Here is a 22,084-nt window from a genome sequence, read left to right as displayed (position 1 = left end):
CTCGTAGCGAGGAACCCTTGAGTCAGCAGGAACGAGCGAGGCGAGACCCGCAGGAACCCACGACAGTCGGTGCCTAGGACTTGACTCCCCGTGACTATACATGTTCTATGTCTCTTAGAACCTGCTCGCAGGTTCTCGAACCGAGAGGGCTCAACATGCTTGTCCGTCCGCGAAAGGTGCTCCCGACCGTCCTCATGATCTGTGCCGCCCTCTACGCCCTGAAGGACCCAGAGGGCGCGGCGACCATCGTCAAGGCGGCGGCGCACCTGGTCATGAGCGCGTCCGAGTCGTTCGCGCGGTTCGTCCAGACCGTCAGCAACTGAACGCAGGAAGAGAGATCCACCAGTGGCACACAACACCAACCGCCCGATCCACCCGGCGCGGATGTCGCTCGCCGACGTCGAAGCGACGTGGCGAGTGGACGGCGAAACACCCCTTCCCGAATGCACCTACGACCCCGAGTTGCACACCGGCCCTCGGCTCACGATCGAGACCACCGAGGAACGCGCCGCTCGCGAGGCCGTCGCCCGAGAGGTCTGCGCCACCTGCCCGGCCCTGCTGTTCTGTGGGCTCTACGCACTGGAGACGCGTCCGACCTCGGGCATCTGGGCAGGCCGGACACCCGCCGAGGTGGCCGAGCACGCCGCCGCGCTGGAAGACCTGGAGGCGGCCTGATGGCAAGCCGTATCCTCGCCCGCTTCTGGGACCCGACCGGCGACCGGTACAGCATCCCCACCTACCCGTGGAAGATGGCTCCATCGCACCTGCGCACCCTTCGCCAGCTCACCGCCGAGGGGCTGCGCCCCGGTGGCCAGGGAGTTCAAGCCCAAGTGCTGTGGTGCTCCCGCCGCTACGGGGCTCCCGGCGTTCGCGCCGCCTACCTGTACGACGTCCTGTTCGCCCTGCCCAAGCGCACAGCGACCCCACGCCAGCGCGCCGCCTTGTCGAAGGCGAACGCGGCTCGGCGTACCTGCCCGGAGTGCCTGACGGATGTCGGCTACGTGCTGCCGCGCCACCTCGGCACCTGCCTCGACTGTGCGGAGGAGATGGCCGCATGAACACCTGCCACAACGCACCCCGCCCCCTCACCGAGGGCGAGCGCACAGCCGTAGCCGTCACAGCCGCCGTTACCGGCGCGCTCGGCCTGATCGGGTTCATCAACAGCTTCGAGCGCGTCGCACACGCCGCCGGCCCTTCGTTCGGCTGGTTCGCCTGGACGGTCCCGCTCGGCATCGACCTGGGCATCGCCGTGTTCTCGGCACTCGATATCGTGCTGGCCCGCCTCGGCATGCGGCTGAGCTGGCTGCGATTCATTCCGTGGGCGCTGACCGGCGCGACGGTCTACCTCAACGTGGCCGCCTACCTCAGCGCACCGGGTTCTACCGACTGGTTCGCGGTCGTCGCCCACGCACTGCTCCCGCTGCTGTGGGTCATCGCCATTGAGGTCGGTGCCCACGTCATCCGCAAGCGTGCCGACCTGGCCAAGCCCGACCACATGGACGGGATCCGGCGCTCACGCTGGCTGCTCGCGCCGATGGCGACCGTCGCACTCTGGCGCCGGATGGTGCTTTGGGAGATCTGCAGCTACCCCGAGGCCCTCGGCCGCGAGCGCGAACGCATCCTGGCCAAGACAGAGCTGCAGGACCGGTACGGCCTGCTCTGGCGCTGGAAGGCCACCCGCCGCGAGCGAGCCCTGTACCACCTCGGCGAACTCACCCCGAAGAACATCCCGATGAAGGCGGAAGCCGTACGTGTCATTCCAGAAAACGCCTACCCGGCCCTGCCGCCCGCGCCGCGTAAGCGCTCTGCCACCAACCGCACCCGTGCCAAAAGGTCCCTGCCGCCGAAGCCGAACGTGGGTGACCTGGTCCCCCTCGGGCGACGTGTTGCCGCTGACCTCAAGGCGCAAGGCGAGCCCCTGACCCGTGACCGCCTTCGAGACGCCATTCGCCGCGAAGGACAAAGCATCTCGACCGACCGAGCCGGGGCGCTCCTGTCGCGCTTGAAGACCGAGGGCTCCGCGAAACAGACGACGCCCGTACGCGAAGACGAGGCCGCCTGATGACCCTGAGCATCACCGACACACACATGACCTCGGACGACTGCCCGAACGTGGCCGAACTTCGCGGCCTCCGCTGGAGCGTCACCGGCTACCCCGGACGCACCTTCGACCGCAACCAAGGCATCACCGCCATGCTGCTGGCCGAACTACTGGCTCAGCGCCCGTTTCCGGAAGACCGTACCGAGCTGCTCGCCGCCACCTGGCGCGCCGAACTCGGCATCACCGAAGTGGACGGACCGCACACTCCGACCGCCACCGAAACGCCCGCAGACCGACCGGACGAGAAGCGGTCCGACCGCGCATCGTTGACCGCCACATGGGGCGCGGCCTCATCCGCCAAGACAACGACCGCGCCCCAGGACCCCGCGACCAGCAAGTCAAACGAGGTGCACACATCATGACCCACCGGCACGACAATCCCAACCACGAGGACGACAAGGCCCCGAACCGGTCCGCCGTCCCGGACCAGGAGAACGGCAAGGACGCCGAGATCGTCCACCTGGACGCCGCCCGCGCGGGACGTCAGCCACAGAATCCCGCGGACCGGTCCGAGCAGGACGCCGAGGACAGCCCCGCGAACGCGGACGGACCGGTTCTGGAAGGCGCGGTCGTCCGCGTCGACCAACCCGGTCCGACCGCTGCGGACTGGCTGGCCGCGCTGGAGGCCAAGGCGCGCAGCCGACAGCCGATCGTCCCCCTGTGGCTACGCTCCCGGACGGAGGCCATCGAGACCGTCAAGTGGATCGGCCTCCACTACCTGCACGTGGCCGGATACCAGGTCTCCCGCGTACCGCTGTACGGCGGGCGGCTGACCGCACGCGCCCCGCGAGGGTTCCTGCGCCTGGTGGGCGGCGTCATCAAATGGACCTTCGACCTGGAGGGCGAGCCGGTACGACTGGCCGCCGTCCAGAAGGCCGACCCCGAGGCGTACCTGAAGCTCAGCAGACAGCGTGACTCCCGCGTACGGCTCCGCGCCCTGGTCTCCATCACCGCCCTCGTCACGCTGCTGATCGCAGGCGTCATCGTGGCCGATCAGACGAATGCCGTGCAGTGGATGGCGCTCGCGGTCGCCATCGCCACGCTCGGCGTCCTCGGCAAACCCGTCGACCGTCCGCTGATCAACCGTGCGGTCGTACCGTCCACGGTGGAGAAGCTCACCAGCGACATTGTCGTCCGGTCTCTGACCGTGCTCGGCATCGCCGGCATCAACCAGGCCATGGCCAAGAACCCGAAGGACGCCATTCGGTTCGTCGCCCCGATCACTCGCGACGGCCCCGGCTGGCGGGCGGATATCGACCTGCCGTACGGCGTGACCGTGGCCGACGTGATGGACAAGCGAGACCGCATGGCCTCGGCGCTACGCCGCCCGTTGGGCTGCATCTGGCCTGAGGGCGACTCGACCATCCACGAGGGACGGCTGATCCTGTGGGTGGGGGACAAGGACCTGTCCAAGACCGTCATCAAGTCCCCGCTGCTCAAGACCAGCTCGCACGACGTCTTCAAGGGCATCCCGTTCGGCTGCGACCCGCGAGGTCGCGCCATCGTCGTACCGCTCGTTGAGCAGAACATCCTGATCGGCTCACAGCCCGGCCAGGGCAAGACCGCCTCGGTGCGGGTTCTCGCCTCCGGCGCGGCTCTCGACCCGAGCGCCGAACTGTGGATCCACGAACTCAAGGGCACTGGCGACCTCGACCCGCACGAACAGAACTGCCACCGCTACGTCTCCGGCATCGAGGACGAGGCCATCGGCTACGCCGCAGATTCATTGGCGCTGCTTCGCAAGGAGGTGATGCGCCGTGCCGCCGCTCTCAAGGCTTTGCCGCCGGACCTGTGCCCGGACAAGAAGGTCACCCGGCAGATCGCTGACAAGCGCTCACTGGGGCTGCATCCGCTGGTCGCCATCTTCGACGAATGCCAGAACCTGTTCGCTCACACCGAGTACGGCGACAAGGCAGGCGATGACGCCGAGTTCATCATCAAGCTCGGCCGCGCCCTGGGCGTGATCCTGGTGCTGGCCACCCAGCGCCCGGACAAGGACAGCCTGCCCACCGGCATCAGCGCGAACGTCACCATCCGGTTCTGCCTGCGAGTCGCCGGCCAGCTCGAAAACGACATGATCCTCGGCACATCCGCCTACAAGAACGGCATCCGCGCCACCGTCTTCCAGCCCAAGATGGACGCCGGTATCGGCTACCTGCTCGGCGCAACCCCGATGCCCAAGGTGGTGCGCACCGCCTACTTGGACACACCCGCCACGCAACGCATCGCCGACCGTGCCCACACACTGCGGGCAAGCACGGGAGCACTGAGCGGGCACGCCCTCGGCGAGACACCCGAGCAGCACGCGCCCACCTTCGACCTGCTCGCCGACATCCTGGCCGTGGTCCCGCCGTCCGAGGCCAAGGTATGGAACGAGGCAATCGTGGATCGCCTCGCCGAGCTGCGGCCCGACATCTACGGACCGTGGGCGCGCCTGGAGGGCGGCGCGAAGACGGCCCAGCTCACGACGGCGCTCAAGCCGTACAGCATCAAGACCATGCAGGTGTGGGGCACGCCCGAGAGCGGCGGCAAGGGCGCGAACCGGATCGGCGTGGCCCGAGACGACATCACCGACGCCATCACGCGCCGTGATCGCCGCAGAGGCTCCAGCGCCGCTTCCTAAGGCCCCGATCGCCTCTAGACCTAGAGGCAGACCCCTCTAGGTCTAGAGGCCCGCCTAGAGCTCAAAACGGCATTCGACCTGCGCTCTAGCACCTAGACCCTGACCTGCGGAAACTCCGGAAAACGGCCCTGGAGGCCCTCATGGCCACTGTTCTCACTCTTCTAGCAGTCTGCCTACCGTCAATCACTCTCAGTTACATCGTCATCTGCCTGGCGTGGCCCTGGGGCCGCTGCATCCGATGCCGCCCCGGCGGCAAGAACCGCACGTGCCGCGCCTGCAACGGCACCGGCATGCGGCCCCGCCTCGGCTGGCAGCTCTACGTCTACCTCCGCAGCCTGTACCGCGACGGCAACCACTGACCCAGTTCCGAGGAAGGAAACCCGCCATGTCCGGCGAGACCACCATCACGATCATCGGCAACCTGACCAACGACCCCGAACTCCGCTTCACTCAGACCGGTACGGCCGTCGCCACCTTCACCATCGCCTCAAGCCCGCGCACCTACAACAAGCAACTTGAGCAGTGGGAAGACGGCGAGCCCCTGTTCATGCGCTGCTCGGCCTGGCGCGACCTCGGCGAACACGTCTGCGAGTCCCTCACCCGAGGCACCCGCGTCATCGCCTCGGGGCAGCTCCGGATGCGCAGCTACGAGACCGACGAGGGCGAACACCGCACCGTCTTCGAGATGACCGTGGACGAGATCGGCCCGTCCCTGCGCTTCGCCACCGCCAAGCCCGTCAGAGCGGCCCGCAAGGCCTCTACCAGCCACAACGGCAGCGCGCCTGACGCATGGGCCACCACCGCCCCAACGGGTGACAAGCCGCCGTTCTAGCCACGCTCACGCATCACCGGGACACGGCCTCGGCGACCAGCCGCCAAGCACAACCGCCGAGGCCACCCACCCCGATCACGAGGAAAGGCACTGCCAGCATGACATCGACCAGCACCCATTCCCACCGCTACGCCCGAACGACCGCACCGCGCCCGTACCTGAAGGACCTCAACCACCTCGGCCGGGGCCGGCTTACGCTCGACGCGCACGCCGCCACCCCATTGGACGCACCGATGCACGTCCCTGCCGAGGGCTACCGCCTCCGGTTCCTTGAGGCCAAGGAGGCGTCCAATGGGGTGGCCTGACCTGACCCGCGCCGCCTTGAAGGCCGCCGCCCGTGGCTGGTGTGTCTTCCCGCTCACCCCGCGCGGCAAGAAGCCGTTGCGCGGCTTCACCGACTGGGAACAGCACGCCACCACCGACACCGACCGCATCGTCGCCTTCTGGCCGCACCAGCCGTACAACATCGGCATCGCCTGCGGCCCGTCACGCCTGGTCGTGATCGACCTCGACCAGCCCAAGCCCGGCGACCGCGCGCTCGCCGGCCTCGCCCAGCACCACCTGCAGAACGGAGAGCAAATCTTCCGCCTGCTGTGCGGCGAGCACGACCAGCCCTACCCCGACGACACCTTCACCGTCCGCACCCGGCGCGGCGGCACGCATCTCTACTTCACCCTGCCTGAGGGTCTACGGCTGCGCAACAGCGCAGGTCATCAGGGCGGGCTCGGCTGGCTGATCGACACCCGTGCCCACGGTGGCTACGTCGTCGGCCCTGGCAGCCACGTGATCCAGCCGGACGGCACCGGCCGTTACGAGATCACTCGCGACCTACCACCCGCACCGCTCCCGGCCTGGCTCGCCGAGGCACTCACGCCTGCCACGCCACCCTCGCTCAGTGCCGCTGACCTCCTGGCCAGCCTGCCCGATCACCGGCTGACCAAGTACGGCGAGGCAGCGCTACGGAGCGAGGTCGAGCGCGTAGCCACCGCCCAGCGCGGCACCCGCAACCGCAACCTCAACACCGCCGCCTTCAATCTCGGCCAGCTCGTCACCCGCGGCGTGCTACCCGCCGAGGTGGTCATCACCGCCCTGCAATCCGCCGCCGAAAACGCCAACGCCGAAGGCGACCCGAACCCGCCCCGCCAGATCGCCGCGGTGATCGCCTCGGGCCTCTCCGCAGGCATGAAAGCCCAGCCACGCCGTCGCAGGGCCGCATGAACACCACGCAAGGAGCACCAGCTATGAACGACCGCACGCCCAACGGCGCCGCCCTGCTCGACCGACTACGCGCCGCGCTCACCCGCTACGTCATCCTGCCAAGCCCCGAGGCCGCCGACGCCGTCACCCTCTGGATCGCCGCCACCCACGCCCAGCCCGCATGGGCACACGCGCCCCGCCTGGTCATCCGAGGCCCGGAGAAACGCTGCGGCAAGTCCCGGCTCCTGGACGTGGTGGAGGCCACCTGCCACGAGCCGTTCATCACCGTCAACTCCTCCAGCGCCGCCGTCTACCGCTCCATCACCGAAGACCCGCCGACCATGCTCGTGGACGAGGCCGACACCATCTTCGGCCCCAAAGCCGACGGCAACGAAGACCTCCGCGGCCTTCTCAACGCCGGACACCAGCGCAATCGCCCGGCCAAGCGCTACGACGCCGCCACCAACCGCGTCGAAAGCATCCCGACCTTCGCCATGGCCGCGCTCGCCGGCATCGGCGCCATGCCCGACACCATCGAAGACCGCGCCGTCGTCATCCGCATGCGCCGCCGCGCCCCAGGCGAGAACGCCGCCCCATACCGCCACCGCCGCGACCGCGCTCCGCTTCGCGAGCTGGCGACCGACCTGAACCAGTGGCTTCGCGCCGACCTGTCCGCGCTGGAGGAGGCTGTGCCGAGCATGCCCGTCGAAGACCGTGCGGCCGATACCTGGGAACCCCTGGTCATCGTTGCCGACCATGCTGGGGGAGGCTGGCCTGATCGGGCCCGCGCCGCCACGTTGCAGCTCACCGCCGAGGCCGACGACAACGGCCAGACCTCGGTCCGCGTACGCCTACTGACGGCTTGCCGCACCGCCTTCGGCCCCGACACCGCCCTGCCCACCGCCGTCTTGCTGGAACGGCTCAAGGGCGACCCCGAGAGCGAATGGGCCGACCACGGACCCGCCGGCCTGACCGCGATGAAGCTCGGCACGATGCTGCGCGAGTACGACATCCGCTCAGGCAACATCCGCTTCCCGAACGGCCAGGCCAAGGGCTACCAGCGTGCTGACTTCGCCGACGCTTGGGCTCGCTATTGCCCGCGCCTCGACCCCGTTCCAGACGCCGATGTCGTGCCGATCGAGAGGGACGCTCGTCCCAGCCGTCCCAGCCTCGTCACCGCAGGTCAGAGCGGGACGGCTCCGATCGCTGGGACGGCATGACCCGTCCCACCTGATCAAGCCGTCCCAGACTTGACCTGCGGAAATGACCCTGGGACGGCTGGGACGGCTTCCCCCGCCCATCCGCCCGCGAGCGCCCTCGGCGACCAGCCGCCAAGCACAACCGCCGAGGCATCACCCAGCACCGATCACGATGCCCGAAAGGCAAGCACCACCATGACAACGCGTCCCAAGACCCTGCTCACCATCGCCGAAGTCCTCGACGAGATCGACGTGCCGAAATCCACCTTCTACCGCTGGCTGAACACTGGCCGCGGCCCGCGATCCCTGAAACTCCCCAACGGCAAGCGCAAGGTCCGCCGCTGCGACCTGGACGCCTGGCTCATCACCTTCGAGCAGACCGCAGCCTAGGAGGACAGCACATGGAGACCCTCGACGTCGTCATCTGGACCATCCGCCAGCGCAAGGGCCGCGCCAAGCCGTATGAACTCCGCTGGAAGGTCGGCCCCGAACCCAAGTCCAAGTCCTTCCTCACCCGCGCACTCGCCGACCACTTCCGCGCCGATCTGCTCAAGGCCGCCAAGAAGGGCGATCCCTTCGACACACTCACCGGCCTGCCCCCCTCTATGACGAAGATGGAAAAGGTCAGCCTGAGCTGGTACGACTTCTGCCGCAAGTACGTCCACATGCGGTGGAAGGGTGCCGCCGCCAAAACCCGCGAGAGCATCGTGGACAGCCTCACGGTGGCCACCTTCGCCCTCCTCACAGAGGAGACCGCCGGCCTCTCCAAGAAGGAGATCAGAGCTGCGATGCAATGGGCCCTCATACCTCGTCAAGAGGGCGATGCGGCCCCGCTTCACCTTAAAGACGCCGTTCGCATGCTCAGCAAGGGCACGCTCAATGTGAACGACCTGGCAGACCCCATCGTGGCCCGCAACATTTGCGAGGAACTCACCCTCACACGCGACGGCAAACGAGCGGCCGCCGACACGACAGCCCGCCGACGCCGCGGCCTCAACACCGCCCTTGAATACGCGATCGACCTCGGCGAACTGGCCGAAAATCCCCTCAAGCGCGTCAAGCAAAAGAAGGTCGCCAGAGACAACACCGTTGACCGACGATGCGTGGTCAACCCCGGGCAAGCCCGCGAACTTCTCGTGAGTCTCTCCTACGTTGGAAGCTGGCACCGCGGAAGAGGCCGCCGCCTTGTGGCATTCTTCGCCACGTTGTATTTCGCTGGCTTGCGCCCCGCCGAGGCGATCGGACTTCGCAAGACTGACTGCCATCTGCCTGAAGAAGGATGGGGATTGCTGACCCTCGAAGTTACGCGTCCGAGCAGCGGCAAACAGTGGACCGACAGCGGGACCGTGCATGACCAGCGTGGACTCAAACAGCGGGAGGAACGAGACGTCCGGCCTGTGCCGATCCCACCGGAACTGGTTCGCATCCTGCGTGCACACATTGAAGAGTTTGACGGAGCCCCAGATGGCCGGCTGTTCCGGAACGAACGCGGTAACGTCCTCGGAGCGTCCACCTACTCTCGGGCCTGGGAAGAAGCCCGGCGCTTTGCCCTGACACCACAACAGGTCACCTCGCCCCTCGCTGGGAGGCCCTATGACTTGCGTCATGCCGCTCTCTCTACATGGCTCAACGCAGGCGTCGATGCGACGGTCGCAGCAGAGCGCGCAGGCAACAGCGTGGAGGTCCTTCTCAAACGGTACGCCAAATGCCTTGATGGGCGCGATGGACAGATCAATCGCCGTATTGAAGCCGCACTTGAGGCCTAATTAGGCGGTGCAGCAAGGTGTAGCTATGGCCTCAAGCGGTAAGAGGCGTTGAAGTATGCACGGGACCTCCAGGTGTCTTCTGGAGGCTCCGTCAAGAGGTTTAATGGCAAGCACGACAATGAGCATCATTACCGCCTTGGGAACGCTCAACAGAATACTGTAACGAAGGCGTGCTATTTTTGGGATGAAGGTTGTGGGTAGTTGCACGCACACGTTCCACTGAATCTCTCAAAGCTCGCTTCTGCGCACCATTAAATTGGTGGCGTAGCGCACCGAGCGTAGCGGAAATATAAGGATCGCCACTACTCGTGCTGAATTAAGAACTTTTCGACACTGTCAACAACGAAATATGCGGGATCGTCTCCGCGATCCTTCATGTCCAGCATCTCTATCAAATGGGCAGTTGTGAAAAATAGGACTATTTTCTTATATTCGGAGAAGATGCTGTTGCGGTATCGATGCGCACTGTCGTTGGGGAGTTTGTTGCAGCACATGATGGCCAGCCTGCCCATATCGTTCTTGAGATAGCTGGCCGTTTGATTAGTTTCTTCCTTTCCTATTTCATCTCGCTCGTAGTTTTTAAATTCGATGGGAATCAATCTAGCGGACAGGTCGTGTCGCAACAAACCCCAAGGTGTGCTGGTATCCACGACCCTGTTCGGGAAAATAGCATCACGGCGATCAATTCCCGAGTAGGTTCGAGCTTGAGGTATAGGCTCGGCTAGAGGCGGAACAAATAAGTGTCGCATTGTAGCCAATGCTGTGTTCTCATATGTCCTCCATCCATTCCGGCCTGGTGGGCACGCGCTGAGCATGCGCCGGAGGTCGTGAGTTGTGTGCGGTGTGACGCTGTCCATCAGCGGTTCCCGGTTGCCGGAAAATAGTGGTTGACCAGATCTGGCTGTGCCAACAAAAAGCTCTTGAAACGTACTCCATCGATGACACGGATTTGGACGTTCTTGCGTGTCAGGTCGGCGAGCGCTTCTGAAGCAACGCTCGTAATCTGGGCATTCGTGATAAGTAATCCGTGAGGGCGGTCTGCGTGGGCCGAAATTATTGACGCTAGTCGATGAAGATCCCCCACAAAGCTCCGTTGCCGATGGTGGAACTTGATTTGGACTATATAGGAAACCGGGTCGCCGAACCCGAGGGCGTCGCGGTACTCTGCGGCGAGATCGTACCCCATATCTCGACGAGATGAATTTATTTTTTTTACGTCAAAGTGTATCCTTCTCAGAAGGATGGAGGTGAGTTCTTCGAACTCCTCCGATGACAGGATATTAAGATCTATCCGCGAGTTCACGTTGAGGGCTGACATCAAATCGTCGACACTCCTCGTGACATCGACGACGGTGCGCTCAGCCAATGCTCTCGGTAGGAAGCAAGGTTTAAGTACTGCCGGAATAATCTCAATGCCACGACGCTCCAGGAGTGAGTCCACTTCTGGATGTGACCAGAACGCGTCTACACTCGCTTCTGAAAGAAGCGGCACAAGAGTGTCGCCCGCCTTGATCTTAGACATCACCAGCTCAATGGCATCAGTGGCTTCCTCGCCTTCTGCTGGATGTATGATATTGACGCCTTGTCGCCGAAGGCTTATAGCAACTGATTCTGCGTCGTGGGAATCCGCAGACGCGGAGGCGAGAAATACCCGAGGATTCCGTTCGCCGAGATCGCCAAGATCGCCGAGTGTCACATGCGCATAATTTCGGTTCGCGCGAGGGCGAAGTTTCGCCGTCTGAGAATCCACGAGTGAACCGTCATTGATAGCCTGTTCTAACCCGTAGCGATAGACTGGGAATGCTTCTTCTTCCGCGTCGTCGTCTAGGAAAGGTGTAGAGTCGAAGAAAATTTCAATGGCATCAAAATATTCAAAGACTTTCTTCCAGGACGGCTGAGACTTGCGCGCTGGCCAAGAAACGCCATCACTGATAATTGCATCGAAGGCGTCGATATGAATAGGTTGCGCCTTCGTCGTCGCTCTCTTCGCAAGTTGGGCGCGCATAGATTGTATCGTTGATGCGTATACAAATGTGCGTCCGACGGTCGCTCCGTGAATTGCGGCGGGCGAGTCTGCGAATATAGGAACGACAGCGTTTAGGGACACTCCAGGCTCTACTTCGAGTGCGCCAAACGCATGTATTGCTTGGTTGAGGAGCAATCTGCTATCGGTCAGATAAAGAATTCTACGAGCAACATCAGAGCTGGCAAGTCGGTACATCTGCTGTGCGATCGTTGTAGTTTTACCGGTGCCCACTGCCATAATGACGGATAGCCGTCGACGTCCGCCCTTTAGTGCGTCCTCAATCGCATTGATAACTCCCGCCTGATAATAGTGGAGGTGCTGAGTCGGTGGTAGCTGGTTGAGTGCTTCAAAGGGTTCGAGAGGATCATGCTCCGCCCATTCTTCTAAGGCTGCTGGAGTATGGAACCCTTGGGTTTTTCGCACTTTGCTTTCTTTGTATCGAGCATCTATGAAGTAGATATGCTCGCTATCAACAACATACGCGAAGGCAGGAAATTCCTGAGTGCTGTTCTTTCGTTGCCTTGCATCATTTTTTATGCGCGCGCCAGTTGCGGCCAGTGTCTCTGCGAGAGGTGTGGCATCCTGCTGTACTTCGACTATTCCTAATATTCTCTTGCCGATTGACAGCGTGTAGCTTATCGCGACGTTATCAAGCTGACGCGCGATTGATGCCACAGGCTGGTCTTCGAGGGGCTGAGATGTGGGGGATGCGCTTCGAATCTCCCAGCCAGCCCAGCCTAGTTGCTGCTCAAGGCGCCTCTGCCGAGTATGTGGGTCACCACTCATGGATAGAGCTTAATTGATAAGCGCGGCAAAGCGAGGTTCGTGCCAGCTCGAACTGCGCACTCTCGACCGTACTTCGTAACCACAAGCATGCGGTGCTGGCGAGACTGGCCGAAGAGTTGCCACGCCGCCCTGTCGCAGGGTAGGCGGGGCAGGCGGACGCATCTTGTAGCCGGTGGAGGCAGGGCTGCAGAGAACTGCAGCAACGTCTCCTGAGCTGAACGGCCGCAAATGAATTCGGACTGGTCAGAGCTGGAAGCAGGACTGGTCAGCGCTTATAGCCCTCAACGTCACTCCAGGCGATCAGTTCGAACTCGGTTGGGGGAGCTTGACCGGGCAGCTGTGTGCGATCGGATGGGGGTTGACGCTGGCTGCGCGCATCAAGCGGGATCGAGCACAGCGCCACAGCACACCCCTGAGCCGTGGGTGGCCGGCAGTTGGATCGGCAGTCGGACACTCTTCGACGGATCTAGCGGTCACTACTGCACTCGATCGCATCTGACGGTGCCATGAAATGGGAACCTCGCTGTTCGATCTTGATCATGGCCCACGACTGGCCCACAACCTGCGAGCGTCAACGAGAACGGGCGGGGCTCCGTGAGACTGGAGGCCCGCCCGTACCTGCGATGTTTGCCCTGGTCAGCGGCCGGAACCGCTGGTCAAGATCGAGTGCCCCCTGCAGGATTCGAACCTGCGCACCCGGCTCCGGAGGCCGGTGCTCTATCCCCTGAGCTAAGGGGGCTCGACGAGTGACAAGGCTATCAGCATCTGAGCACCACTCGGCACCAGATAAACGTCCTTGAACACTTCCAGAGAAACCGCCCGTGACCACCCCGCTACCGGTTAGCTTTGCGGCCGTGGGTGAGGCTCTTGGGAAAGTACTGGTCGTGGATGACGACGAGGTCATCCGGCAGCTCATCGCGGTCAACCTGAACCTGGAGGGGTTCGAGGTCGTGACCGCCACGGATGGGCAGGATTGCCTTGATCGGGTGCTGGACGTCATGCCCGATGTGATCACGCTTGATGTGATGATGCCGTTCCTGGATGGGTGGACCACGGCGCAGCGGTTGCGGATGGGCGAGGCGACCAGCCATATCAAGGTTGTGTTGATCACGGCCAGGGCGCAGGACGATGACAAGGTCCGAGGACGAGGGATCGGGGTGGATGCCTATCTGACCAAACCGTTTGATCCGGCAGAGTTGATCCAGGTGGTACGGGATCTGGCGGCGCGCTCTCGGAGTTGAGCCGCGAGTCCCGTGGTGTTCGTTCGTGAGGTCCCGTTCCGTTCGTTTTGGGGCCTGGGGTCGTCAAGTGCTGTGGTGAGCGGATTCAGGGGCTGGTGGTCCCGTGCTGTGCGAGGGGTCTGCGTGGGCAGGTGTCGCTGCAGTGCGGGGCTTTTCCTGTGTGGTGGGGGTCCGGCGGGTGGTCGCTGCCGCGTGCTTCTTCTGAAGGTGCGGGTGTTACCAACCGGCGGCGCGGGCCAGGGTCGTGGTGTCGCCCGGGGTGAGCGGGTTGGTCAGGATGACCGGCATCTGGGCCATGAATCGAGGCTCGGCGCCCAGGTGTTCCTGCGCGGCGTGGACGGTGAAGGGGTGCAGGATGTACGCATCGCCCGGTACGCCGGTCGCCAGGGCGAGTGGACGGTCCCGGCCCGCGTCGTCGAAGACCGGGCCCATCCGCATCGGGTCGCCCACCTTCTCGTCCAGGATCTTGGCGAGGTCGCGCTGTGAGCCTGCTCGGACCCTGGTCGGCGCGTCATCCGGGCCGACCTCCGAGAACAGCACCAGCAGCAGGAGCGTGGCCGGGCGCCCGCTCACGCCCCACGAGCCGTCGGGTCGCTGGGTGTTGGCGTCAACGTGCCAGCCCCGGTCGTCTGCCGGGGGCAGCCTGGGGAATCGGATCGGGATGTTGCCGACGCTGCCGCGCCGCATCCACCCGCCAGGACCGGCAATGGCGTCCAGTGCCCCGTGCAGTCGCGGACTGGCCATGAACTGTCCGAACGGGCCCTCGCCGGTCAGGTCTGCGGTCCACACGACGGGCTGGGTCCAGCCGGAAGGGTCGTCCGGCGACAGGCCGATCCGCTGCCACAACAACGCCCTGGCAGCGTCGCCGACCTCGCGGGGGACGATGCCTTCCACCTTGGCGAAGCCGGTGGCGACGAACTCCTCGACATCGACCCCTTCGACCCCAGCACTTTCGACGCCGGCTTCTTCGATTCCGACTCGTTCCACATCGGCCCCTTCCGATTCGGCATCGGCATCGATGGTTCAACATTCAGGACGTTATCAATGCCGTCCACTGGTTTTGGGGCGAGAAGTGGGTGGCGGGTGCCGGCGTTCCTTTCCTCAGGTGGAGTGATGGCTGGTCGGGTGGTCCTGGTGAGGGGAGGGGCGGGGCACGGTGGGGTCGGCGCCGCGAGGCCCCTGGGACGGGTCCGCGGCCCGTAGGTCGGCGGTCGCGACCACCTTGCTGATGTCGCTGGGTGTGAGCAGGCCGACCAGGCGGTCCGTGGAGTCGAGGATGACGGCGCGGCCGTCCGCGCTGCCGCCCATCCGTCCCAGCAGGTCCGTCAGCAGTTCGTCCGGATGGGCCTGCGGCACCTCGTCCGGTGGGCAGGCGATGTCGCGCAGGCGCGTCTCGTCGCGGTCGGGCGGGTGGACCGTGCGGATGCGGTTGAGCGTCACCAGCCCGGCGAACCGGCCGGCGTCGTCCACCAGCGGGTACGTGGACAGCCGCCGGTGCATCACGACCCGTTCGATCAGGCCCGCCACGGTCTCGTCGGGGTGGGCGACGACGGGCGGTCCCGACATCACCTCGCCCACCCGCAGCCCGTAGAGAGCGGTGCCGAGCTGGGTCTGCTGCTCCTCGGCGGTGGCCGCGTTGACCAGGAACAGGCCGATCAGGACGAGCCACAGTCCCTCGAACCCGCGGCCGGTGACGACCTGCAGGAAGCCCAGGGCGATGAGCATGTAGCCGAACGCCCGTCCGGCGCGGGCCGCGGCGACCGCCGCCCGCGTACGGTCCCGCCAGCGCGCCCACAGCGCGGCCCGCAGCACCCGCCCGCCGTCCAGGGGCGCGGCGGGGACGAGGTTGAAGACGGCCAGCAGGACGTTCACCCCGGCCAGGTACGTGAAGATCCCCGCGAGCAGCGCGGGCCCCGCCACGGCGGTCACCAGCACCGCCACGAGGCCGAAGACCACGCCCGCCAGCAGGCTCGTCAGCGGGCCGACGATGGCGATCTTCAGGTCGGCACCGGGCGTGCGCGGCTCCCCGCGGAGTTCGGCGACGCCGCCGAGCAGCCACAGTGTGATCTGCGACACCTCGATGCCGTGACGGCGCGCTACCAGTGCGTGGGCCAGTTCGTGGGCGAGCAGGGACGCCAGGAACAGGACCGCGGCGACCAGTCCGGCCAGTACGTACACGACCGGCGAGCGCCCGGGGAAGACCGCGGGGAAACGCCCGAAGGCCAGACCGACCACCAGGATGACGACGATGACCAGCACGCTGACGTTGAGCCCGACCTTGACTCCGCCGATGTGACCCAAAGGGATCGAGGAGCGCATTTTTCCTCCCCGGGATGGATGTCCCGGCCCCTCTACCCTCATACCGCCGTTCGTCACACTCGAACTGCGGCGCGAGCCCCCGGCTCTCGGCGGGAAACGGGCTCCCCGCCCGCAAACCGCCTACCGGCCCCCCATCGCAGACGTCCACCGCGCCCTCCGCTCCACGCCTGCCCCGCCCTCCCCTCCGCTCCTGCCCCGCCCTCCGCTCCACGCCCATCCCTCCCTCCGCTCCGCGTCCACCGCGCCCTCCGTCACACATGCACCCCTCCTCAGCGGCATCCCTCGGGCCACCGACAGTGCCTTCAGTGAACAGCCGTCCCTCCCTGCGCAGGGGCAACCGAGTCGTGGTCGATGAGCGCGCGGTCGGCGGCAGGCCCCGCGCGTGTGGGCCTATCCCGGCCGACGTAGCCCGCGCCAGGCGATCCGGCCCTGGTCTTCGCCCAGGTGGGCGCCGCCACTTGCCAACGTCGTCTCTTTTGTAGACAATGTTTTCAGGCGCTCGCACGAGACGGGACGCCGTACGTGGTAGTACTGGAGATCCGCGAAGGAGGCCGGACGGACGAGTAGGTGCATCCATGACCGAGCGCTACCTCGGGGTCGTCGGCGTGGCCGAGGCCCTGGGAGTGACCCGGCACGCGGTGCACAAATGGCGCACCCGCTATCCGGACGGTTCCGATCACCCGTTCCCCGAGCCTGACGTCGAGGTCGACGGGGCTCCGGGCTGGCGGGCCGATCGGCTGGACGAGATCGCCCGGTGGCGTGCGGGCCTGCCGGGGCGCGGCGCGGGGGGCGGTCGGCCCACCGCCGCCCGCCAGGAGTACTTCAAGGCGGCGATGGCGCGCGGCCTGGACCGCGATGAGGCGGCGCGGGCGCTGGCCGCGTTCGCCGTGGAGTTCCCCGAGATGAACGAGCCCGAGCTGTGCGCCTGGCTCATCGAGAAGTTCCGCCGCTGAGCCTGCTCGAACGTTCGCGGATCACCTCACGACGAAAGACGAAAGGTGATGACACATGCCCAAAAGCCGCATGCCCGAGATCGGCGGGGAGACCGCACCGGGATTCGAGGCCGTACGCGAGGCGTTCGCGGCCAACCTGGCCGGCGGCCAGGACGTGGGCGCCGCGGTCGGCGTCTACCTGCACGGACGCAAGGTCGTCGACCTGTGGGGCGGGATCGCCGACCCCGAGACCGGACGGCAGTGGGAACGCGACACCCTACAGGTCGTCTACTCCACCACCAAGGGCGTCACGGCGGCCTGCGCCCACCTGCTGGCGCAGCGCGGCGAACTCGACCTGGACGCGCCCGTGGCACGTTACTGGCCCGAGTTCGCGGCCAACGGCAAGGAACGCGTCCCGGTGCGGTGGCTGCTCACCCACCAGGCCGGACTGCCGGTGATCGACCATCCCGTCACCCCCGCCGAGGCCATCGCCTGGAAGCCCATGGTGGACGCGCTGGCGGCCCAGCGTCCGGCCTGGGAGCCGGGCACCGAGCACGGCTATCACGGGCTCACGTACGGCTGGCTCGTCGGCGAGGTCGTGCGCCGGGTCACCGGACGCAGCCTCGGCACGTACCTCGCCGAGGAGATCGCCGGGCCGCTCGGCCTCGACCTGTGGATCGGGCTGCCCACGTCGGAGCACCACCGGGTCAGCCGCATCCTCACGGACCCGGGCGGCTTCGATGTCTCCGCGATCGACCTGGACGCCCTGCCCGAGCCCGCGCGCGAGGTCATGGCGGCCTGGGCCGACCCGTCGTCGCTGACCGTGCGGACGATGCGCGTCGTCACGCCGCCGCTGGACCACAACGACCCGGCCGAGCAGGCCGCCGAGATGCCCGCCACCAACGGCATCTGCACGGCCCGCTCACTCGCCCGGTTCTACGCCGCGCTCATCGGCGAGGTGGACGGGCACCGCGTCCTCACCTCGGAAACGCTGGCCGACGCCGTCGAGGAGCGGGTGTCGGGCGTCGATCGGGTGCTGCGGGTCCCCGTACGCATCGGCACGGGGTTCGGGCTGCCTTCGCCGGAGGCGTACTGGTACTCCCCCACGGCTTTCGGCTTCCCCGGCCTCGGCGGGTCGATCGGCATGGCGGATCCGGGGAGCGGGCTGGCGTTCGCGTACGTGATGAACCGCCTCAGGGAAGGGGCCCCGGACGATCGGGCGGCGAGCCTGTTCCGCGCCGCCCAGAGCGCCGCCCGAAGCGCCGCCCAAAGCGCCGCCCAAAGCGCGGTCAGGGACATCGGGTAGAGCATCGGGTAGAGACCTCAGGGGCCGGTTCTGGCCAGCAGGTCGAGGATCTCGGCCGTGGTGCCGGTCTCGCCCAGGCGAGGGAAGATCTTCTCCACGCTGTTGCGGTGGGCGTCGGCGTCCAGGTCGGTCATCGCGTCGACGGCCAGGCTCACGTGGTAGCCGTGCTCGTACGCCCCCCGCGCCGTGGAGTCCACGCCGATGCTCGTCGCCACGCCGGTGAGCACGATCTGGGTCACGCCCCGGCGGCGCAGGTGCAGGTCGAGATCGGTGCCGTAGAACGCCGACCAGTTCCGCTTGGTGACCACGAGGTCGCCCGGGTGGCCGGTCAGGTCGTCCGCGATCGTGTCCCAGCCCGCGGGCCGGGCGCCGGAGGCCCCACCGCGGTCGGTACGTCCGGGCAGCGCGTCGGAGCCGTCCTCGGCGGACGTCACGCGTACCAGGACGACCGGCAGGCGGCGGGCACGAAAGGCGTCGGCCAGCGCGACGGTCCTGGACAGCACGTCGGCGCAGGCGTGCGGGGCGCCCGGGATGCCTAGAACGCCGTTCTGCAGGTCGATGACGACCAGCGCGGTCGCCGGGTCCAAAGTGGTGACAGCCATGGTTGCGTGACCTTTCCAGGGAGTGTTTTCCGCGAGCGTTGGAGGTGGTTACCGCGCGCCGACCCGGCGTAGCGAACGGTCGGCGACGGTGAGCAGGAGCAGCGCGACGGAGCACACCAGCAGGAGCCTGCTCAGATGGTGCAGGCCGTCGGTGGTGGCGCCGTCGCGGTAGAAGGCGGCGTTGGCGGCCGAGGCCAGCAGCGCGCCCAGGTACATGAACGTGCGCAGCAGCCCGGCCGACGAACCCATCCGCGCCGGATCGGCCTGGGCGTAGAGGGCGTTCTGGTTGGCCAGGCCGATCAGGCCCTGCGAGACGCCGACGACCCCGCCGACGGCCGCCGGCGCCCAGACAGGGCTGGCCGGGTGGAGCGACAGCAGGGCCGCGCAGCCGCCGATCTGCACGACGGAGCCGACCAGCAGCTTCCCGCGTACCTCGGCGTAGCGGCTGGTCAGGGCGGTGGCGGCGATGGCCGTGGCCGACAGGGGCAGCAGGACCAGGCCCGCCTGCGACGGGCTCAGCGAGCGGGAGTCCTCCAGCCACTGCGTGAAGCCGTAGAGGAAGGCGTAGGAGGTGGTGAAGGCGAGCACCTGGCGGCCGTACGTGGCCAGCAGCGGAGCATTGCCCCGAAGCACCCGCAGGTCGACGAACGGCTCCTCGCGCCGCAGCTCCCACCACGCGAACCCGGCCCCCGCCACGGCGGCGACCGCGACCAGGTAGACGTGCCGCAGGTCCGGCTCCATCAGGAACAACATGAACGACGTCAGCATCCCGGCGAACAACACCATGCCCGGCAGGTCCGCCCGCCGCTCCTGTTCCATGCGCGGCTCGGGTCGCCTGGGCAGCCGCAGCGCGCCGAGCACCAGGCAGGCGAGCGACAGCGGGACGTTGACCGTGAAGATCAGGTGCCACCCGCCCAGCGCGATCAGCAGGCCGCCGAGCGACGGGCCGATGACCGCGATGACCTGGTTGGAGATGGACAGCACGGCGAGGACGCCACCCGGGTTGCGCAGCCCGGTCCGCTCGGCCTCGCTGCGCAGCAGGTACATCGAGGCCGGGTACGCCGCCGACGTACCGATCCCGAGCAGCACCCGCGAGACGATCAGCAGGCCGAGCCCGGGGGCGAACACGGCCATCAGCCCGGCCACGCCCACCAGGGCCGTGCCGGCCAGGTAGAGCGGGCGCGGGCCGTAGGCGTCCACGAACCGGCCGATGACCGGCTGCCCGACCGCCGTGGCCAGGTAGAGGGCCGTCACCAGCCACGCCGTCTCCGAGGGCGGCGCGCCGAACGCCGCGCCGATCGGGATCAGCGCGACGGCCAGCATGGAGGAGTTGATCGGGTTCAGGATCGAGCCCAGGACCATCGGGGCGATCAGCCTGCGGTCGAACGCCGCCGGCTCCCGCGACCCGCGCGCCGGACCTCCCTTCCGGCCGCCTCCCCTCCGGCCGCCTCCGCTCGGGCCGCCTCCGCTCGGGACGCGGCGCCACCGCCGGGCCGGCCTCGGCGAGCCCATGGACCGGCCGTGGCGCGGCCGCCGTACGGGGCCCGTCACGAGTGCGCGACCTCGTCGAGCAGCGCCATCGCCGTGATCACCGCGCGCACTTGCTCCTCGCTGCCCCGCTCCCGCAGGGCGCGGGCCAGCCACGCCTCGCGGGCCTGCCGGTCACCCTGTCGCCAGGTGCGCCCGGCCTCGGTCAAGGTGATCACCTGACGGCGTCCGTCGTCGGGGTCAGGGTGACGTTCCAGGAGCCCGGCCCGTTCCAGCGAGACGACGATCTTCGCCATCGACTGCGGCCTGACCCGTTCGGCGGCGGCCAGTTCGCTGGCCGAGGCGGGGCCGAGCTTGCTCAGCCGGGTCAGCACCGACGCCTGCGCGGAGGACAGGCCGCCCTCTCCCTCCAGGGCCTTGAGTCTGCGGCGCAGGCGTCCGAAGACCACCCACACCTCGGCCGCCGCCCTGGCCGCCTCCTCGTCGCTCACCATGCCACCCCAAAACTAGACAGCTAAGACTGTTCACCTCAAACTACACAACTCGGATTCCTGCGCCTGGGCCGGGGCGGCATCCGGGAGGTCCCGCCGGGCGAATGAGGGGAGGGAACGCGGGAACGAAGGGGGCTCGGCTCATGCGAGGGTGGCCGTTCGTCGGGCGGGAGGCCGAGCTGGACCGCGTCCGAGCGTGCCTGTCCACGGGAGAGGCGATCGGGGTGGTCGTCTCCGGGGAGGCGGGCGTCGGCAAGACCCGGCTCGCCCGCGAGATCCTGGCCGAACAGGCGGCCGGCGGGGCCACGACCGGCTGGGTGGCCGCGACCAGGGCGCTGACCGGCATCCCGTTCGGGGTCGTGGCAGCGTTGCTGTCGGCCGGGCCGCCGCCGCACGAAGCCGACCTGCCCCCGCTGCCGTCGGGGCCGCTGCCGCACGAGGCGGGCCTGCCCCTGCTGGCGCTGGCCGAGGCCCGGGTACGCGACTGGGGCGGGGGACGGCGGGTGGTGCTCGGGTTCGACGACGCCCATCTGCTCGACGAGGGGTCGGCCGCCGTGCTCGGCCACCTGGTCGCCCAGGGGCTGGTCGTGCCCGTGATCACCGTACGCGGGGGCGAGCCGGTGCCCGACGCCGTCGTCACGCTGTGGAAGGACGGCCCGGCCGCCTGGCTCGACCTCGACCCGCTGCCGCCCGCCGCCGTCGATCGGCTCATCGAGCACGAGCTCCACGGCGGCGTCGAGGGCGCGACCCGGGCCCGGCTGCACGGCCTGGCCGCGGGCAACCCGCTGGCCCTGCGCGAGTTGCTGTCGGCGGCGCTGGCGGACGGGACGCTGCGGCAGGCGTACGGGGTGTGGCACCTCAGCGGCGAGGCCCGGCTCGGGGGCGGGGTCCGCCAGCTCCTGCTCAACCGGCTGCGCCCGCTCGACCGGCCCACCCGGCTCGTGCTGGAGCTGCTGGCCTGCGGGGAGCCGCTGCAACCCGCCCTGCTGGAGGCGCTGGCGGGCCCGGTCGCGGTCGAGGGAGCCGAGGCGTGCGGGCTGGCGGTGTCGGAGCGTTCTGGGGCCCGCGTACAACTGCGGCTGGCCCACCCGCTCTACGGCGAGCTGCTGCGGGCCGGTCTCCCCGCGGCGCGGGCCCGGCTGCTGGCGGGCCGCCTCGCCCGCGCCGCGCTGGCC

Annotated in this window: 24 protein-coding genes and 1 tRNA gene; 17 read left to right on the top strand and 8 right to left on the bottom strand. The window is 67.3% G+C overall.

Annotation, left to right across the window (positions count from 1 at the left end; genetic code table 11):
- Nucleotides 1-155 precede the first annotated feature (155 nt).
- From ABD844_RS12845 to ABD844_RS12785, 13 genes are all read left to right on the top strand, one after another.
- Nucleotides 156-323: a hypothetical protein gene (locus ABD844_RS12845; RefSeq protein WP_189138686.1), complete on the top strand. Its 168-nt coding sequence runs from the start codon at nt 156-158 to the stop codon at nt 321-323.
- A gap of 22 nt (nt 324-345) precedes the next feature.
- Nucleotides 346-675 carry a WhiB family transcriptional regulator gene (locus ABD844_RS12840; protein WP_344876387.1) on the top strand — a complete coding sequence of 110 codons (330 nt, stop codon included), beginning with the start codon at nt 346-348 and terminating at the stop codon, nt 673-675.
- Nucleotides 675-1,058, top strand: coding sequence for an RRQRL motif-containing zinc-binding protein (locus ABD844_RS12835; RefSeq protein WP_344876385.1), 384 nt, complete (start codon nt 675-677; stop codon nt 1,056-1,058). Before ABD844_RS12840 ends, ABD844_RS12835 begins: the two co-directional genes overlap by 1 nt.
- Nucleotides 1,055-2,062, top strand: a complete 1,008-nt coding sequence (locus ABD844_RS12830) for a DUF2637 domain-containing protein (protein ID WP_344876383.1) — start codon at nt 1,055-1,057, stop codon at nt 2,060-2,062. The genes ABD844_RS12835 and ABD844_RS12830 overlap by 4 nt, the downstream gene beginning before the upstream one ends.
- The gene (locus tag ABD844_RS12825) at nt 2,062-2,463 is read left to right on the top strand and encodes a hypothetical protein (RefSeq protein ID WP_344876381.1); all 402 of its coding nucleotides are present in this window, start codon (nt 2,062-2,064) and stop codon (nt 2,461-2,463) included. The genes ABD844_RS12830 and ABD844_RS12825 overlap by 1 nt, the downstream gene beginning before the upstream one ends.
- Entirely contained in the window at nt 2,460-4,724 is a 2,265-nt protein-coding gene (locus ABD844_RS12820; RefSeq protein WP_344876379.1) for a cell division protein FtsK, read from the top strand. Before ABD844_RS12825 ends, ABD844_RS12820 begins: the two co-directional genes overlap by 4 nt.
- Nucleotides 4,725-4,864: 140 nt before the next feature.
- Nucleotides 4,865-5,083, top strand: a complete 219-nt coding sequence (locus ABD844_RS12815; protein WP_344876377.1) for a hypothetical protein — start codon at nt 4,865-4,867, stop codon at nt 5,081-5,083.
- Between the two features lie 26 nt (nt 5,084-5,109).
- Nucleotides 5,110-5,556, top strand: a complete 447-nt coding sequence (locus ABD844_RS12810) for a single-stranded DNA-binding protein (RefSeq protein ID WP_344876375.1) — start codon at nt 5,110-5,112, stop codon at nt 5,554-5,556.
- A 98-nt stretch (nt 5,557-5,654) separates the two neighbouring features.
- Complete coding sequence (locus tag ABD844_RS12805; protein ID WP_344876373.1) at nt 5,655-5,861, top strand: hypothetical protein; 207 nt, start codon at nt 5,655-5,657, stop codon at nt 5,859-5,861.
- Complete coding sequence (locus ABD844_RS12800; RefSeq protein ID WP_344876371.1) at nt 5,848-6,774, top strand: bifunctional DNA primase/polymerase; 927 nt, start codon at nt 5,848-5,850, stop codon at nt 6,772-6,774. Before ABD844_RS12805 ends, ABD844_RS12800 begins: the two co-directional genes overlap by 14 nt.
- Before the next feature lie 23 nt (nt 6,775-6,797).
- Nucleotides 6,798-7,973, top strand: coding sequence for a DUF3631 domain-containing protein (locus ABD844_RS12795; RefSeq protein ID WP_344876369.1), 1,176 nt, complete (start codon nt 6,798-6,800; stop codon nt 7,971-7,973).
- 174 nt (nt 7,974-8,147) lie between these two features.
- On the top strand, nt 8,148-8,342 hold the full coding sequence (locus ABD844_RS12790; protein WP_344876367.1) for a helix-turn-helix transcriptional regulator: 195 nt from the start codon (nt 8,148-8,150) through the stop codon (nt 8,340-8,342).
- 11 nt (nt 8,343-8,353) lie between these two features.
- Nucleotides 8,354-9,718: a tyrosine-type recombinase/integrase gene (locus ABD844_RS12785; protein ID WP_344876365.1), complete on the top strand. Its 1,365-nt coding sequence runs from the start codon at nt 8,354-8,356 to the stop codon at nt 9,716-9,718.
- A 302-nt stretch (nt 9,719-10,020) separates the two neighbouring features.
- Here ABD844_RS12785 and ABD844_RS12780 read toward each other — a convergent pair whose 3' ends face one another.
- From ABD844_RS12780 to ABD844_RS12770, 3 genes are all read right to left on the bottom strand, one after another.
- Nucleotides 10,021-10,368: a hypothetical protein gene (locus ABD844_RS12780; protein WP_344876363.1), complete on the bottom strand. Its 348-nt coding sequence runs from the start codon at nt 10,366-10,368 to the stop codon at nt 10,021-10,023.
- A gap of 206 nt (nt 10,369-10,574) precedes the next feature.
- Nucleotides 10,575-12,530, bottom strand: coding sequence for a DEAD/DEAH box helicase family protein (locus ABD844_RS12775; RefSeq protein WP_344876361.1), 1,956 nt, complete (start codon nt 12,528-12,530; stop codon nt 10,575-10,577).
- 667 nt (nt 12,531-13,197) lie between these two features.
- Nucleotides 13,198-13,269: transfer RNA gene (locus ABD844_RS12770), tRNA-Arg, on the bottom strand.
- A gap of 145 nt (nt 13,270-13,414) precedes the next feature.
- Between ABD844_RS12770 and ABD844_RS12765 the strand changes: the two genes are divergently transcribed.
- Nucleotides 13,415-13,771 (top strand): response regulator transcription factor, encoded by a 357-nt coding sequence (locus ABD844_RS12765; RefSeq protein ID WP_425568550.1) that lies wholly within the window; start codon nt 13,415-13,417, stop codon nt 13,769-13,771.
- A gap of 216 nt (nt 13,772-13,987) precedes the next feature.
- Here ABD844_RS12765 and ABD844_RS12760 read toward each other — a convergent pair whose 3' ends face one another.
- Both ABD844_RS12760 and ABD844_RS12755 read right to left on the bottom strand, forming a co-directional pair.
- Nucleotides 13,988-14,758, bottom strand: a complete 771-nt coding sequence (locus ABD844_RS12760) for a phytanoyl-CoA dioxygenase family protein (protein ID WP_344876359.1) — start codon at nt 14,756-14,758, stop codon at nt 13,988-13,990.
- Between the two features lie 114 nt (nt 14,759-14,872).
- On the bottom strand, nt 14,873-16,090 hold the full coding sequence (locus ABD844_RS12755; RefSeq protein ID WP_344876357.1) for a site-2 protease family protein: 1,218 nt from the start codon (nt 16,088-16,090) through the stop codon (nt 14,873-14,875).
- A gap of 575 nt (nt 16,091-16,665) precedes the next feature.
- On the opposite strand from ABD844_RS12755, the gene ABD844_RS12750 reads away from it, so the two are divergent.
- Both ABD844_RS12750 and ABD844_RS12745 read left to right on the top strand, forming a co-directional pair.
- Entirely contained in the window at nt 16,666-17,043 is a 378-nt protein-coding gene (locus ABD844_RS12750) for a hypothetical protein (protein WP_344876355.1), read from the top strand.
- Nucleotides 17,044-17,098: 55 nt separating this feature from the next.
- The gene (locus ABD844_RS12745; protein ID WP_344876353.1) at nt 17,099-18,328 is read left to right on the top strand and encodes a serine hydrolase domain-containing protein; all 1,230 of its coding nucleotides are present in this window, start codon (nt 17,099-17,101) and stop codon (nt 18,326-18,328) included.
- Nucleotides 18,329-18,345: 17 nt separating this feature from the next.
- On the opposite strand, the gene ABD844_RS12740 is transcribed toward ABD844_RS12745, so the two are convergent.
- The 3 genes from ABD844_RS12740 to ABD844_RS12730 form a co-directional block, all read right to left on the bottom strand.
- Nucleotides 18,346-18,930 (bottom strand): isochorismatase family protein, encoded by a 585-nt coding sequence (locus ABD844_RS12740; protein ID WP_344876351.1) that lies wholly within the window; start codon nt 18,928-18,930, stop codon nt 18,346-18,348.
- 48 nt (nt 18,931-18,978) lie between these two features.
- Nucleotides 18,979-20,292 (bottom strand): MFS transporter, encoded by a 1,314-nt coding sequence (locus tag ABD844_RS12735; RefSeq protein WP_344876349.1) that lies wholly within the window; start codon nt 20,290-20,292, stop codon nt 18,979-18,981.
- Between the two features lie 185 nt (nt 20,293-20,477).
- Nucleotides 20,478-20,912, bottom strand: a complete 435-nt coding sequence (locus ABD844_RS12730; protein WP_344876347.1) for a MarR family winged helix-turn-helix transcriptional regulator — start codon at nt 20,910-20,912, stop codon at nt 20,478-20,480.
- A 140-nt stretch (nt 20,913-21,052) separates the two neighbouring features.
- Here ABD844_RS12730 and ABD844_RS12725 point away from each other — a divergent pair.
- Nucleotides 21,053-22,084 (top strand): AAA family ATPase (locus ABD844_RS12725; RefSeq protein ID WP_344876345.1); only part of this gene is annotated, 1,032 nt, incomplete at its 3' end.

Origin of the sequence: Nonomuraea antimicrobica, from assembly GCF_039536965.1 — a bacterium.
Classification (GTDB): domain Bacteria; phylum Actinomycetota; class Actinomycetes; order Streptosporangiales; family Streptosporangiaceae; genus Nonomuraea; species Nonomuraea antimicrobica.
The sequence above is the reverse complement of the archived record's forward strand: the minus strand, read 5'-3'. Positions and strand labels throughout refer to the sequence as shown.

Coding starts and splice junctions, on each gene's coding strand:
- ABD844_RS12845 (WP_189138686.1), top strand. CDS start 156: ATGCTTGTCCGTCCGCGAAAGGTGCTCCCGACCGTCCTCATGATCTGT.
- ABD844_RS12835 (WP_344876385.1), top strand. CDS start 675: ATGGCAAGCCGTATCCTCGCCCGCTTCTGGGACCCGACCGGCGACCGG.
- ABD844_RS12830 (WP_344876383.1), top strand. CDS start 1,055: ATGAACACCTGCCACAACGCACCCCGCCCCCTCACCGAGGGCGAGCGC.
- ABD844_RS12825 (WP_344876381.1), top strand. CDS start 2,062: ATGACCCTGAGCATCACCGACACACACATGACCTCGGACGACTGCCCG.
- ABD844_RS12820 (WP_344876379.1), top strand. CDS start 2,460: ATGACCCACCGGCACGACAATCCCAACCACGAGGACGACAAGGCCCCG.
- ABD844_RS12815 (WP_344876377.1), top strand. CDS start 4,865: ATGGCCACTGTTCTCACTCTTCTAGCAGTCTGCCTACCGTCAATCACT.
- ABD844_RS12810 (WP_344876375.1), top strand. CDS start 5,110: ATGTCCGGCGAGACCACCATCACGATCATCGGCAACCTGACCAACGAC.
- ABD844_RS12805 (WP_344876373.1), top strand. CDS start 5,655: ATGACATCGACCAGCACCCATTCCCACCGCTACGCCCGAACGACCGCA.
- ABD844_RS12800 (WP_344876371.1), top strand. CDS start 5,848: ATGGGGTGGCCTGACCTGACCCGCGCCGCCTTGAAGGCCGCCGCCCGT.
- ABD844_RS12795 (WP_344876369.1), top strand. CDS start 6,798: ATGAACGACCGCACGCCCAACGGCGCCGCCCTGCTCGACCGACTACGC.
- ABD844_RS12790 (WP_344876367.1), top strand. CDS start 8,148: ATGACAACGCGTCCCAAGACCCTGCTCACCATCGCCGAAGTCCTCGAC.
- ABD844_RS12785 (WP_344876365.1), top strand. CDS start 8,354: ATGGAGACCCTCGACGTCGTCATCTGGACCATCCGCCAGCGCAAGGGC.
- ABD844_RS12775 (WP_344876361.1), bottom strand. CDS start 12,530: ATGAGTGGTGACCCACATACTCGGCAGAGGCGCCTTGAGCAGCAACTA.
- ABD844_RS12755 (WP_344876357.1), bottom strand. CDS start 16,090: ATGCGCTCCTCGATCCCTTTGGGTCACATCGGCGGAGTCAAGGTCGGG.
- ABD844_RS12750 (WP_344876355.1), top strand. CDS start 16,666: ATGACCGAGCGCTACCTCGGGGTCGTCGGCGTGGCCGAGGCCCTGGGA.
- ABD844_RS12745 (WP_344876353.1), top strand. CDS start 17,099: ATGCCCAAAAGCCGCATGCCCGAGATCGGCGGGGAGACCGCACCGGGA.
- ABD844_RS12740 (WP_344876351.1), bottom strand. CDS start 18,930: ATGGCTGTCACCACTTTGGACCCGGCGACCGCGCTGGTCGTCATCGAC.
- ABD844_RS12735 (WP_344876349.1), bottom strand. CDS start 20,292: ATGGTCCTGGGCTCGATCCTGAACCCGATCAACTCCTCCATGCTGGCC.
- ABD844_RS12730 (WP_344876347.1), bottom strand. CDS start 20,912: ATGGTGAGCGACGAGGAGGCGGCCAGGGCGGCGGCCGAGGTGTGGGTG.